Genomic DNA, 13,887 nt, shown 5'->3' with positions numbered 1-13,887 from the left:
GTGGTAGCATTATAAAATGTCAATATGGGATCAATGTCTATTTTTCAGCAATTCCCGTTTTGTCAACCGTTTTCTTCTTTTTTACATAGAGGAGGAATGTGGGTGTAAAAATATGGGAATTCTTTTAAAATAGAGTTTCTCTGGGTTAAAAATGGTGTTACTGCTTTAACCCATTTTTATTTTGTGTGAAAACACAACCTGAGGGGTGAATAAGTTGGCAGGTAAAGTGATTCAAAGTGGCCGACACCGCCAGCGTCGTACGTACTCACGCATTAACGAAGTGCTGGGCCTTCCCAATCTGATCGAGATTCAGCAGAAGTCCTACCAATGGTTCTTGGACGAAGGACTGCGCGAAATGTTTCAGGATATTTCGCCGATCCAGGATTTCACCGGAAACCTCGTGCTGGAGTTCATCGATTACAGCCTGGGTGAACCGAAATATGACGTGGACGAGTCGAAAGAACGCGACGTCACGTATGCGGCGCCTCTGCGCGTGAAGGTCCGCTTGCTGAACAAAGAGACGGGCGAAGTGAAGGAACAAGAGGTCTTCATGGGGGATTTCCCGCTCATGACGGAAACGGGAACCTTCATTATCAACGGGGCTGAGCGTGTCATCGTAAGCCAGCTTGTTCGTTCCCCCAGTGTATATTACAACACCAAAGTGGACAAAAACGGTAAGCAGACGTTTACCGCGACGGTGATTCCAAACCGCGGCGCATGGCTGGAACTGGAAACCGATGCGAAAGACGTCATTTACGTCCGCATCGACCGTACCCGCAAAATCCCGGTAACGGTCCTTTTGCGTGCGCTCGGCTTTGGCTCCGACATCGAAATTCTCAACCTCCTGGGCGAGGACGAATACATCAAGAACACTCTGGAAAAAGACAACACCGATTCCGTGGAAAAGGCGCTGATCGAAATCTACGAGCGCCTGCGTCCGGGTGAGCCGCCGACAGTGGAAAACGCGAAGAGTCTGCTCATTTCCCGCTTCTTTGATCCGAAGCGCTATGATCTGGCGTCTGTCGGCCGTTACAAGATGAACAAGAAGCTTCACCTGAAAAACCGCCTCTACAATCAACGGCTGGCGGAGACGCTCGTGGACACCCGAACCGGCGAGATCATTGCCGAAGCCGGCCAGGTGATTGACCGCCGTTTGCTGGACCGCATCCTGCCGGCGCTGGAAGAAAGCGTCGGGTTTGTGGAAGTCCGCACCCACGGCGGCGTTCTGGAGGAAGACACGCTGCGCCTGCAGGCAATCAACATCTTCTCTCCGAACGAAGACGGCAAGATCATCAAGGTGATCGGTAACGGCAATGTGGACAAATCCATCAAGCACATTACGCCGGCCGACATCGTGGCTGCGATCAACTACTTTATCAACCTGCTGCACGGCGTGGGTTCGACCGACGACATCGACCACCTGGGCAACCGCCGTCTCCGCTCCGTGGGCGAACTGCTGCAGAACCAGTTCCGCATCGGTCTGTCCCGGATGGAGCGCGTGGTCCGCGAACGCATGTCGATCCAGGATCAGAACCAGATCACGCCGCAGGCCCTGATCAACATTCGTCCGGTGATCGCCGCCATCAAGGAGTTCTTCGGCAGCTCCCAGCTCTCCCAGTTCATGGACCAGACCAACCCGCTGGCGGAGCTGACGCACAAGCGCCGTCTGTCCGCGCTCGGTCCCGGTGGTCTGACCCGCGAACGGGCCGGTTTCGAAGTGCGCGACGTTCACCACTCCCACTACGGCCGGATGTGCCCGATTGAGACGCCGGAGGGTCCGAACATCGGTTTGATCAACTCGCTCTCCACTTACGCCCGCATCAACGACTATGGCTTCATCGAAACGCCGCGCCGCAAAGTGGACCCGGAGACGGGCCGCGTGCTGGACGAAATCGTCTACCTGACGGCGGACGAAGAGGACGTGTACAACGTGGCGCAGGCCAACCAGCCGCTTGACGAGGAAGGCCGCTTCATCAACGAGATGGTCATCTGTCGGCGCAAGGGCGAGATCCTGAGCGTGCCGCGCGACAAGGTTGACTTCATGGACGTATCGCCGAAGCAGGTCGTATCGGTGGCGACGGCGCTGATTCCGTTCCTGGAAAACGACGACGCCAACCGCGCGCTGATGGGTTCCAACATGCAGCGGCAGGCCGTTCCGCTGCTCGTGCCGCAGGCGCCGTTTGTCGGCACCGGGATGGAGCACAAGGCGGCACAGGACTCCGGCGTGGCGATCGTGGCGAAGCACGACGGCCAGGTGGAGCGCGTGACCGCCCGCGAGATTTGGGTGCGCCGCTACAAGGAGATCGACGGCAAGAAGGTGGCGGGCGACCTCGACAAATACAAGCTGCACAAGTTTATCCGTTCCAACCAGGGCACCTGCATCAACCAGCGCCCGATCGTGAGAAAAGGCGACTGGGTGGAGAAGGGCGACATCATCGCTGACGGTCCGTCCACGGAAAAAGGCGAACTGGCGCTGGGCCGCAACGTCATCGTTGCGTTCATGACCTGGGAAGGGTACAACTACGAGGACGCCATCCTTCTGAGCGAAAAACTGGTAAAAGACGACGTCTATACGTCTATCCATATCGAGGAATACGAGTCCGAAGCCCGCGACACCAAGCTGGGTCCGGAAGAAATCACGCGCGACATCCCGAACGTGGGTGAAGACGCGTTGAAAAACCTGGACGAGCGCGGTATCGTGCGCGTCGGTGCGGAAATTCAGGACGGCGACATTCTGGTCGGGAAAGTGACGCCGAAAGGGGTTACCGAGCTGACCGCGGAAGAGCGCCTGCTGCACGCCATCTTCGGGGAAAAGGCGCGTGAAGTGCGCGACACCTCCCTGCGCGTGCCGCACGGCGGTTCCGGTATCGTCGTCGACGTCAAGGTGTTTACGCGCGAAAACGGCGACGAACTGCCGCCGGGCGTCAACCAACTGGTGCGCGTCTACATCGCGCAAAAACGGAAAATCTCCGTGGGCGACAAGATGGCGGGCCGCCACGGTAACAAAGGGGTTATCGCCCGCATCATGCCGGAGGAAGACATGCCGTTCCTGCCGGATGGCTCGCCGGTCGAGATCGTGCTCAACCCGCTGGGCGTACCGTCCCGGATGAACATCGGTCAGGTGCTGGAGACCCACTTGGGGATGGCAGCCAAGATGCTGGGCATCCACGTGGCGACGCCGGTATTCGACGGAGCGCGTCAGGAAGACGTGTTCCAGACCCTGGAAGAAGCCGGATTGGACCGCGACGGGAAAACCATCCTGTACGACGGCCGCACGGGCGAACCGTTTGACCGCCGCGTCACGGTTGGCTGCGTGTACATGCTGAAGCTGGCGCACCTGGTCGACGACAAGATTCACGCCCGTTCCACCGGTCCGTACTCCCTCGTCACGCAGCAGCCGCTGGGTGGGAAAGCCCAGTTTGGCGGCCAGCGTTTCGGGGAGATGGAGGTGTGGGCGCTGGAAGCGTACGGCGCTGCTTACACCCTGCAGGAAATCCTTACCGTCAAGTCCGACGACGTCGTGGGCCGCGTGAAGACGTACGAAGCGATCGTCAAAGGCGAAAACGTACCGGAGCCGGGTGTTCCTGAGTCCTTCAAGGTTCTCATCAAGGAACTGCAAAGCTTGGGTATGGACGTGAAGATCCTGTCCGAAGACGAGCAGGAAATTGAAATGCGCGAAATGGAAGAAGAGGACGAGGGCACCGGTGAAAAGCTGAACCTCGTGCTTGAAGCTGGAAGCTTGGACGAAGAGTAAGATTCCGGTACAAAGGGAGGTAACGCCCTGTGATAGACGTGAACAACTTCGAATACATGAAGATCGGCTTGGCTTCCCCGGACAAGATTCGTTCCTGGTCGTACGGGGAAGTGAAAAAGCCGGAGACGATCAACTACCGCACATTGAAGCCGGAAAAGGACGGTTTGTTCTGTGAGCGCATTTTCGGTCCGACCAAGGACTGGGAGTGCCACTGCGGCAAGTACAAGCGCGTTCGCTACAAAGGCGTCGTGTGCGACCGCTGCGGCGTGGAAGTGACCCGCGCCAAGGTTCGTCGTGAGCGGATGGGGCACATCGAACTGGCTGCACCCGTCTCTCACATCTGGTACTTCAAAGGGATCCCGAGCCGCATGGGCCTCGTGCTCGACATGTCGCCGCGCTCCCTGGAGGAAGTTATCTACTTTGCATCCTACGTGGTAACCGATCCGGGCGATACGCCGCTGGACAAAAAACAACTGCTGTCCGAAAAGGAATACCGCAACTACCGGGAAAAATACGGCTACTCCTTCCAGGCGATGATGGGGGCGGAAGCGATCAAGCGCCTGCTCCAGGAAATCGACCTGGACAAAGAAGTGGAAGCGCTGAAGGAAGAACTGAAGACGGCACAGGGTCAGCGCCGAAACCGCGCGATCAAGCGCCTCGAAGTGCTGGAGGCGTTCCGCAACTCCGGCAACCGTCCGGAGTGGATGGTGCTGGACGTGCTGCCGGTCATTCCGCCGGAGCTGCGTCCGATGGTTCAGTTGGACGGGGGTCGTTTCGCCACCTCCGACCTGAACGACCTGTACCGCCGCGTGATCAACCGCAACAACCGTCTGAAGCGCCTCCTGGAATTGGGCGCTCCAGACATCATCGTGCAAAACGAGAAGCGCATGCTGCAGGAAGCGGTGGACGCGCTCATCGACAACGGCCGCCGCGGCCGTCCGGTGACCGGTCCGGGCAACCGTCCGCTGAAATCCCTCAGCCACATGCTGAAAGGGAAGCAGGGCCGTTTCCGCCAGAACCTGCTGGGTAAGCGCGTGGACTACTCCGGCCGTTCCGTAATCGTCGTCGGTCCGAACCTGAAGATGTACCAGTGCGGTCTGCCGAAGGAAATGGCGCTGGAACTGTTCAAGCCGTTCGTGATGAAGGAGCTGGTGGCCAAGGGCCTCGCTCACAACATCAAGAGCGCCAAGCGCAAGGTGGAACGCGTGCAGCCTGAGGTGTGGGACGTTCTCGAAGACGTCATCCGCGAACACCCGGTGCTCCTGAACCGCGCCCCCACCCTGCACCGTCTCGGTATCCAGGCGTTCGAACCGGTCCTGGTGGAAGGCCGCGCGATCCGTCTGCACCCGCTCGTATGTACGGCGTACAACGCCGACTTCGACGGCGACCAGATGGCCGTGCACGTGCCGCTCTCCGCAGAGGCGCAGGCGGAAGCCCGCATCCTCATGCTGGCGGCGCAAAACATCCTGAACCCGAAAGACGGAAAACCGGTCGTTACGCCGTCCCAGGACATGGTGCTGGGGTCGTACTATCTGACCCTGGAGCGCGAGGGCGACAAGGGCGAAGGTACGGTATACCGCGATCCTCATGACGCGATCGCCGCGTACCAGCACGGCTACATCAGCCTGCATACGCGCATCGCGCTGCCGACCAAGAGCCTGAACAAAACCAGCTTCACCGAAGAGCAGAAGAACGCGCTCTTGGTCACGACCGTCGGGAAACTGATCTTCAACGAGATCTTCCCGCCGGAACTGCCGTACATCAATGTGCCGACCAAGGCCAACCTGCAAAAAGGCGTGCCGAACGAGTACTTTATCTTTGAAAAAGGCACGAACGTGAAAGAGTTTATCAAGAAGCTGCCGGACCAGGGAGCCGTGAAAAAAGGCTTCCTTGGAACGATCATCTCCGAGTGCTTCCGCCGCTTCGGAACGACGGAAACGTCCAAGATCCTCGACAAGATCAAGGAACTGGGCTTCATGTACTCGACCAAGGCCGGGATCACCATCGCCGTCGCCGACATCGTCGTGCCGGAGAAAAAGAAAGAGATCCTGGAAGAAGCAGACAAAAAGGTACAAACCGTCATGACGCAGTACCGCCGCGGTCTGATTACCGAGGACGAGCGCTACGACCGGGTCATCTCCATCTGGTCCAAGGCCAAGGATGAAGTGACCGACGTCCTGATGAAGTCCATGGACAAATTCAACGCGATCTTCATGATGGCCAACTCCGGTGCCCGCGGTAACGTGTCGCAGATTACGCAGTTGGCCGGGATGCGCGGTCTCATGGCCAACCCGTCCGGCCGGATTATCGAGCTGCCGATCAAGTCCAACTTCCGCGAAGGTCTGACCGTATTGGAGTACTTCATCTCCACGCACGGCGCGCGGAAAGGTCTCGCCGACACGGCGCTGCGGACGGCTGACTCGGGTTACCTGACCCGCCGTCTCGTCGACGTGGCGCAGGACGTGATCGTCCGCGAAGAGGATTGCGGCACCGACAAGGGCATCCGCGTCTCCGCGATCAAGGACGGCAAGGAAGAAATCGAGAAGCTGGCTGACCGCATCATCGGCCGCACCTGCTTCGAGACCCTGCGCCATCCGGAGACCGGCGAGATCATCGTCGGCCGCAATCAGGAGATCACCGAGGAGATCGCCGACAAGATCGAAAAAGCCGGCATCACCGAGGTGTACATCCGCAGCGTGCTGTCCTGCCGTACCAGCCACGGCGTCTGCAAACGCTGCTACGGCCGCAACCTGGCGACCGGGGCCGAAGTGGAGATCGGCGAAGCGGTCGGCATCATCGCCGCTCAGTCCATCGGTGAACCGGGTACCCAGTTGACGATGCGGACGTTCCACACCGGCGGGGTTGCGGGTGACGACATTACCCAAGGTTTGCCGCGGATTCAGGAGCTGTTCGAAGCCCGCAATCCGAAAGGGCAGGCGGTCATCTCCGAGATCGACGGGGAAGTGATCGACATCCGCGAAGGCAAAGACCGTCGCGAAATCGAGGTGCGCGGCGAGGCAGAAAACAAGGTGTACGCCGTGCCGTACGGCTCCCGCATTAAGGTGTCCGTGGGCACCAAGCTGAGTGCCGGCGACGAGCTCACCGAAGGCTCCGTCGACCCGAAAGAAATGCTGAAAGTACGCGGCCAGCGCGGTGTGTCCAACTACATCCTGCAAGAGGTGCAAAAAGTGTACCGGATGCAGGGGGTAGAAATTAACGACAAGCACGTCGAGGTCATGATCCGTCAGATGCTGCGCAAGCTGCGCGTCATCGACAGCGGCGACACCGACCTGCTGCCGGGTTCCTACGTGGAAGTGCACGAGTTCGAGCAGGCAAACGCCAAGGTGCTCATGGAAGGCAAAACGCCTGCCGTGGGTCGTCCGGTCCTCTTGGGGATTACCAAGGCGTCGCTCGAAACCGACTCCTTCCTGTCGGCCGCATCCTTCCAGGAAACGACGCGCGTCCTCACTGACGCCGCGATCAAGGGCAAGGTGGACCGCCTGCTCGGCCTGAAGGAAAACGTCATTATCGGGAAACTGGTTCCGGCCGGTACCGGCATGTCGCGCTACCGCAACATCAAGGTGATGAGCCGCGCCGAACACGAAGCGCAGGCGAACGGAGGCCAGGAACAGCTCGAAGCTGTTTCGGTAGAATAGACCGTGATACAAACAAGGTGCCCTTCCGCTCGGGAGGGGCACCTTGTCTTGCATAAAAAATTAAGGGTCGCAGGCGTTGACATTCAAGCACCCAACTGATATTATATTCAAGTGTGCCTGACATCTGTACTTTGGAGGATATGATCATCATGTCTTATGAAAAAGTAGAGCGGGCCAAGGAGCTGACAATCGGCATCAAGCAGACGATGAAAGCCGTGGAACACCAGCAGGCGGACACGGTCTTTATCGCCACGGACGCCGATCGCCGACTGACCCAAAAGGTCGAGCTCCTTTGCAAAGAGAAGGGTGTGCCAGTCATCTACGTCGATTCCATGCGCCGTTTGGGCAAAGCGTGCGGAATCGAGGTGGGAGCGGCGACTGCCGCGATCAAGAAAAGTGGTTAACGATGTTTTTGTTGGCGATCCCTACGGGTTGCTTGCAAAGACTTTCTATTTGACCCAAAAATGACTCACCTGGATCTGTGGTCTTGAGATTGGGTAATAAGAAGGGAGGTAACATCCATGCCTACAATGAACCAATTGGTGCGCAAAGGTCGCAAGGACAAGGTTGTGAAGTCGAAGTCCCCTGCTCTGCAAAAGGGGTACAACAGCTTCAAGAAAACCCAAACCAACCAAAGCTCTCCTCAAAAACGCGGTGTCTGCACTCGTGTGGGTACCATGACTCCGAAAAAGCCAAACTCCGCGCTGCGTAAATACGCTCGTGTGCGTTTGACCAACGGTATTGAGGTTACAGCTTACATTGGTGGTATTGGCCACAACCTGCAAGAACACAGCGTTGTGCTGGTTCGCGGCGGCCGTGTAAAAGACCTGCCGGGGGTTCGTTACCACATCGTCCGCGGTGCGCTTGACACTGCCGGTGTGAACAACCGCAAGCAAGGTCGTTCCAAATACGGTACCAAACGTCCGAAACCGGGCCAAGCTGCAGCGAAAAAATAACAACCATCGCCTACGTGAAACGGCGTGAGAAAAATATAAAACAGAAGGAGGGAATACGATGCCTCGTAAAGGTCCTGTAGCCCGTCGTGACGTGCTGCCTGATCCGATCTACAACAGCAAGCTGGTTACCCGACTGATCAACAAGCTGATGTACGACGGCAAGCGCGGTGTTGCGCAAAACATCCTGTACAATGCATTCAAGATTGTTGAGGAGCGTACCGGCCGCAACCCGATGGAAGTATTCGAAGAAGCGCTGAAAAACATCATGCCCGTACTGGAAGTGAAAGCTCGCCGTGTCGGCGGTGCCAACTACCAAGTACCGGTTGAGGTGAAGCCGGAGCGCCGTACCACACTCGGTCTGCGCTGGCTGGTAAACTACGCGCGTACCCGTGGTGAGAAAACCATGGAGCAGCGTCTCGCGGCGGAAATCATCGACGCGGCTAACAACACTGGTGCAGCAGTGAAAAAGCGTGAGGACACGCACAAGATGGCTGAAGCAAACAAAGCGTTTGCACACTATCGCTGGTAGTATCCAAAGCGGGTGTCCGCTTTGGATACCCGTATATTCTCACACTCGAGTATGGAAGGAGCATACCACATGGCTCGCGAGTTCTCTCTGCCGAATACGCGAAACATCGGTATCATGGCTCACATCGATGCCGGTAAGACGACCACTACCGAGCGTATTCTGTTCTACACCGGTCGCGTTCACAAGATTGGTGAAGTGCACGAAGGCGCTGCCACCATGGACTGGATGGAACAAGAGCAAGAGCGCGGTATCACCATCACTTCGGCTGCTACCACTGCTCAATGGAAAGGCCATCGAATCAACATCATCGATACGCCTGGCCACGTAGACTTCACTGTTGAAGTTGAGCGCTCCCTGCGCGTACTCGACGGTGCCGTTACCGTCTTTGACGCAAAGGGTGGCGTTGAGCCGCAGACCGAAACCGTATGGCGTCAAGCTGACCGCTACGGCGTACCGCGTATCTGCTACGTCAACAAAATGGACATCATTGGCGCCAACTTCGACATGTGCGTCGAGCAAATCCGTACGCGCCTCGGTGCGAATCCCGTACCGATTCAATACCCGATCGGCGCAGAGGACAAGTTTGTCGGCATGGTAGACCTGATCGAGATGAAAGCGATCATCTACACCGACGACCTGGGCAAAACCTCTGACGCTACCGAAATCCCGGCCGAACTGAAAGACAAGTGCGAAGAGCTGCGTCTGCAACTGGTCGAAGCGGCTGCGGAACAAGACGAAGAGCTGATGATGAAATACCTGGAAGGCGAAGAGCTGACCAACGACGAAATTCGTGCGGCTCTGCGCAAAGGCACCATCGAGTGCAAAATCACTCCGGTGCTGTGCGGTTCTTCCTACCGCAACAAAGGGGTTCAGCCGATGCTGGACGCGGTAGTAGCCTACCTGCCGTCTCCGGTTGATATCCCGGCGATCAAAGGCGTTCTGCCCGATTCCAATGAAGAAGTGACCCGTCCGGCTGACGACAATGGTCCGTTCGCCGCTCTGGCGTTCAAGATCATGACCGACCCGTACGTGGGTAAACTGACCTTCTTCCGCGTGTACTCCGGTGTGCTGAACTCCGGTTCCTACGTGCTCAACTCCACCAAGGGCAAGCGCGAGCGCATCGGCCGCATCCTGCAGATGCACGCAAACCACCGCGAGGAAATCTCTCAGGTTTACTCCGGTGATATCGCCGCTGCCGTTGGTCTGAAAGACACGACGACCGGCGACACGCTCTGCGACGAAAAGGCACCGGTTATCCTGGAGTCCATGACCTTCCCAGAGCCGGTTATCTCCGTTGCGATCGAGCCGAAGTCCAAGGCAGACCAAGACAAAATGGGTATGGCCCTCGCCAAACTGGCCGAGGAAGACCCGACCTTCAAAACCTATACAAACGAAGAAACCGGTCAAACGATTATTTCCGGTATGGGTGAGCTCCACCTGGAGATCATCGTCGACCGCCTGAAGCGCGAATTCAAAGTGGATGCGAACGTAGGTGCACCTCAGGTTGCTTACCGCGAAACCTTCCGCGGTACCGCGAAGGTGGAAGGGAAATTCGTTCGCCAGTCCGGTGGCCGCGGTCAATACGGTCACGTTTGGGTGGAATTCTCTCCGCTCGAGCCGGGCAAAGGCTTCGAATTCGAGAACAAGATCGTCGGTGGCGTAGTGCCGAAGGAATACATTCCGGCGGTACAAGCAGGTATCGAAGAAGCGATGAAAAACGGTGTTCTCGCCGGCTTCCCGCTCGTCGATATCAAAGCGACGCTGTTTGACGGTAGCTACCACGACGTCGACTCCTCCGAGATGGCGTTCAAAGTGGCTGGTTCTCTCGCGCTGAAAGAAGCGGCGAAGAAATGTAACGCGGTTCTGCTGGAGCCGATCATGAAAGTGGAAGTAACCGTACCGGAAGAGTACATGGGTGACGTAATGGGTGACCTGAACTCCCGCCGCGGCCGCATCGAAGGTATGGAAGCTCGCGCAAACGCGCAAGTCATCCGCGCCATGGTGCCGCTGTCCGAGATGTTCGGCTACTCCACCGTACTGCGTTCCCGTACGCAAGGCCGCGGTACTTACTCCATGGTGATCGACCACTACGAAGAAGTACCGAAGTTCATTGCCGATGAAATCATCAAGAAGTCCAAAGGTGAATAATCGGCTGGACTGACTTTATCTTGAAACGAGAAAGGTTTACAATATTGAGGGGACATCCGTTGATAGGGTAAACCTTTCTTCACCCTATAAAACCCTTATCATTTAAGGAGGCTTCAACTCTCATGGCAAAAGAAAAGTTCGAACGTACGAAACCGCACGTTAACATTGGTACGATCGGTCACGTTGACCACGGTAAAACCACGCTGACTGCTGCCATCACCACCGTTCTGGCTCAACAAGGTAAAGCCAAAGCGATGGCGTACGACAGCATCGACGCTGCTCCGGAAGAAAAAGAGCGCGGTATCACCATCAACACCGCTCACGTTGAGTATGAAACGGAAAACCGTCACTATGCTCACGTTGACTGCCCGGGCCACGCCGACTACGTGAAAAACATGATTACCGGTGCCGCTCAAATGGACGGCGCAATCCTGGTTGTGTCCGCTGCTGACGGTCCGATGCCGCAAACTCGCGAGCACATCCTGCTGTCCCGCCAAGTAGGCGTTCCGTACATCGTCGTATTCATGAACAAATGCGACATGGTTGACGACGAAGAGCTGCTGGAACTGGTTGAAATGGAAATTCGCGACCTGCTCTCCCAATACGAGTTCCCGGGCGACGAAATTCCGGTTATCAAAGGTTCCGCGAAAGAAGCTCTGGACAACCCGACTGGCGAATGGGCTAAGAAAATCCTCGAACTGATGGATGCAGTTGACAACTACATCCCGACTCCGGAACGCGCTACCGACAAACCGTTCCTGATGCCGGTAGAGGACGTATTCACCATTACCGGTCGTGGTACCGTTGCTACCGGTCGCGTAGAGCGCGGTACTGTTAAAGTGGGTGACCAAGTAGAAATCGTGGGTCTGGCTGAAGAAACCAAATCCACTACCGTAACTGGCGTGGAAATGTTCCGCAAGCTGCTGGATCAAGCTGAAGCGGGTGACAACATCGGTGCCCTGCTGCGCGGTGTTGAGCGTAAAGACATCGAGCGCGGCCAAGTTCTGGCTAAGCCGGGTTCCGTTACTCCGCACACCAAATTCAAAGCGGAAGTATACGTTCTGTCCAAAGAAGAGGGCGGCCGTCACACTCCGTTCTTCTCCAACTACCGTCCGCAATTCTACTTCCGCACCACTGACGTTACCGGTATCATCCAACTGCCGGAAGGCGTTGAAATGGTAATGCCGGGCGACAACACCGAGTTCACCGTTGAACTGATCGCACCGGTTGCGATGGAGCAAGGTACTCGCTTCGCTATCCGCGAAGGTGGCCGTACCGTTGGTGCTGGCGTAGTATCCGCCATCATCGAGTAATCGCATCACGATCAAACCCGACAGTGTTGGCTGTCGGGTTTTTTGTATTTGACAGTTGATGTCTCTTTTGCATCGCATCGATCAAAACATCGAATAAATCGTGCGGTCTGCCTGTGCTACAATGAGGAAATCAGAAGCAACCTCAAGGGGAAGAAGGGCATGGGATGGGAAGAAATGAACGCTGGTTGTACCTCATACTGGCCGGTGTCGTCACGTTATGGGGGCTGAATGTGGTAATGGTGAAGTATTTGACGACGTTTCCACCCCTGTACGTGGCAGCGATCCGGATGACGGTGGCGGGCGTCTGCCTGAGCCCGATTCTGTGGACCTACAGTCGCCAATTGAAGCTGAACGCGATCGACTGGCTGCTGCTCGCCGGAGTGGGCGCAAGTTCGATCGCCCTGCACCAGATTACGCTTGCCGCTGGTGTGCAGTATACGTCCGCCGGCAATGCTTCGCTGATTCTGGGGTTGAATCCGCTGGCCACGGCGCTGCTGGCGATGGTGTTTCTCGGGGAAGCGATGTCCTGGCGAAAAGCGGTGGGAATCGCAGTCGGGTTCAGCGGCGTTCTGGTCGTCGTGTTGACCCAGCATGGGGCGATTGCCGTAAACGGTTGGGGAGATGTCATCATGTTTGCCTCCATGCTCATGTACGTCACGGGAGGTCTGCTGATCCGCAAGCTGACGACGCGCGGGGTACCGGTGCTGCTGGTGACCGCCGTCTCGCAGATGTTTGGTGTCGTCTTTCTCTGGGGGGCAGCCCTCTATGCGGAGTCGATCAGCTACTATGTGTCACTGGAAGTCACACCGTTTCAATGGCTGGTGATTCTGGTGTCCGGCTGTCTGGCCACGGCTCTCGGATCGGTGGGGTGGAATTACGGCATCCGTCACCTGGGGGCCAGCCGCACGGCGGTCTTTCTCAACGGCATGCCGCTTGCCAGCCTCTTTTTTGCTGCGCTGTTTTTGAACGAGCAGCTTCAACTGCTGCATCTGTTCGCCTTGGTGATGATCGTGACAGGGGTCTATCTCGGCTCCCGGCAGGTGTCGAAGCGGCAGCTCTGGGGGGCGGCGAACAAACAAACCTGAACCGGATATGACGACAAAAGCGCAGGAGCAGCTCCTACGCTTTTTCTTCGTCCGATTCCCATTGATTGACCATATGGTACGCCGTCAGTCTGAGGCGTTCGAATATGTGCCGGCGCACGTCTCCTTCCAGGCCGGTGCGGTCCATCGCTTCGCTCATGCAGGCGAGCCACGCCTCCGCCCGCTTCGGCGTAACGGGAAAGCGCATGTGGCGGGCACGCAGCATCGGATGGCCGTATCGGTCGCTGTACAGCGTCGGGCCGCCGAGAAACTGGGTCAGGAACAGATACTGCCGTTCCTTGACCTCGGTAAAGTCTTCCGGAAACAGGGGAGCCAGATCGGGATGCTCCTTGACCAGGTCGTAAAACGTATCCACCAGGCGGGCCAGCGTTTCCGCTCCGCCGATCAATTCATAGGGTGTCTCCAGGGGTTGGGACATCGGGTAACCT

The 13,887-nt window shown here is 57.2% G+C and carries 9 protein-coding genes; 8 read left to right on the top strand and 1 reads right to left on the bottom strand.

Annotation, left to right across the window (positions count from 1 at the left end):
* Positions 1-214 precede the first annotated feature (214 nt).
* From rpoB to FOI68_RS19660, 8 genes are all read left to right on the top strand, one after another.
* Positions 215-3,754 carry a DNA-directed RNA polymerase subunit beta gene (rpoB, locus tag FOI68_RS19695; protein ID WP_029101079.1) on the top strand — a complete coding sequence of 1,180 codons (3,540 nt, stop codon included), beginning with the start codon at positions 215-217 and terminating at the stop codon, positions 3,752-3,754.
* Between the two features lie 29 nt (positions 3,755-3,783).
* On the top strand, positions 3,784-7,410 hold the full coding sequence (gene rpoC / locus FOI68_RS19690) for a DNA-directed RNA polymerase subunit beta' (protein ID WP_029101078.1): 3,627 nt from the start codon (positions 3,784-3,786) through the stop codon (positions 7,408-7,410).
* 149 nt (positions 7,411-7,559) lie between these two features.
* Entirely contained in the window at positions 7,560-7,814 is a 255-nt protein-coding gene (locus FOI68_RS19685; RefSeq protein WP_029101077.1) for a 50S ribosomal protein L7ae-like protein, read from the top strand.
* 117 nt (positions 7,815-7,931) lie between these two features.
* The gene (rpsL, locus tag FOI68_RS19680) at positions 7,932-8,366 is read left to right on the top strand and encodes a 30S ribosomal protein S12 (RefSeq protein WP_029101076.1); all 435 of its coding nucleotides are present in this window, start codon (positions 7,932-7,934) and stop codon (positions 8,364-8,366) included.
* Positions 8,367-8,424: 58 nt separating this feature from the next.
* Positions 8,425-8,895 carry a 30S ribosomal protein S7 gene (rpsG, locus tag FOI68_RS19675; RefSeq protein WP_029101075.1) on the top strand — a complete coding sequence of 157 codons (471 nt, stop codon included), beginning with the start codon at positions 8,425-8,427 and terminating at the stop codon, positions 8,893-8,895.
* A 69-nt stretch (positions 8,896-8,964) separates the two neighbouring features.
* The gene (fusA, locus tag FOI68_RS19670; protein ID WP_029101074.1) at positions 8,965-11,043 is read left to right on the top strand and encodes an elongation factor G; all 2,079 of its coding nucleotides are present in this window, start codon (positions 8,965-8,967) and stop codon (positions 11,041-11,043) included.
* A 122-nt stretch (positions 11,044-11,165) separates the two neighbouring features.
* Positions 11,166-12,356: an elongation factor Tu gene (tuf, locus tag FOI68_RS19665; protein ID WP_044899141.1), complete on the top strand. Its 1,191-nt coding sequence runs from the start codon at positions 11,166-11,168 to the stop codon at positions 12,354-12,356.
* Positions 12,357-12,520: 164 nt separating this feature from the next.
* Positions 12,521-13,441, top strand: a complete 921-nt coding sequence (locus FOI68_RS19660) for a DMT family transporter (protein WP_143864072.1) — start codon at positions 12,521-12,523, stop codon at positions 13,439-13,441.
* A 34-nt stretch (positions 13,442-13,475) separates the two neighbouring features.
* Here the strand turns inward: FOI68_RS19660 and FOI68_RS19655 are convergent, their stop codons facing one another.
* Positions 13,476-13,877, bottom strand: coding sequence for a globin domain-containing protein (locus FOI68_RS19655; protein ID WP_029101071.1), 402 nt, complete (start codon positions 13,875-13,877; stop codon positions 13,476-13,478).
* Positions 13,878-13,887 lie beyond the last annotated feature (10 nt).

It is taken from the genome of Brevibacillus sp. LEMMJ03 (genome assembly GCF_007197875.1).
Classification (GTDB): domain Bacteria; phylum Bacillota; class Bacilli; order Brevibacillales; family Brevibacillaceae; genus Brevibacillus; species Brevibacillus thermoruber.
This window is presented reverse-complemented; position numbering and strand designations above follow the sequence as displayed.

Coding starts and splice junctions, on each gene's coding strand:
- rpsG (WP_029101075.1), top strand. CDS start 8,425: ATGCCTCGTAAAGGTCCTGTAGCCCGTCGTGACGTGCTGCCTGATCCG.
- FOI68_RS19685 (WP_029101077.1), top strand. CDS start 7,560: ATGTCTTATGAAAAAGTAGAGCGGGCCAAGGAGCTGACAATCGGCATC.
- rpsL (WP_029101076.1), top strand. CDS start 7,932: ATGCCTACAATGAACCAATTGGTGCGCAAAGGTCGCAAGGACAAGGTT.
- fusA (WP_029101074.1), top strand. CDS start 8,965: ATGGCTCGCGAGTTCTCTCTGCCGAATACGCGAAACATCGGTATCATG.
- FOI68_RS19660 (WP_143864072.1), top strand. CDS start 12,521: ATGGGAAGAAATGAACGCTGGTTGTACCTCATACTGGCCGGTGTCGTC.
- FOI68_RS19655 (WP_029101071.1), bottom strand. CDS start 13,877: ATGTCCCAACCCCTGGAGACACCCTATGAATTGATCGGCGGAGCGGAA.
- tuf (WP_044899141.1), top strand. CDS start 11,166: ATGGCAAAAGAAAAGTTCGAACGTACGAAACCGCACGTTAACATTGGT.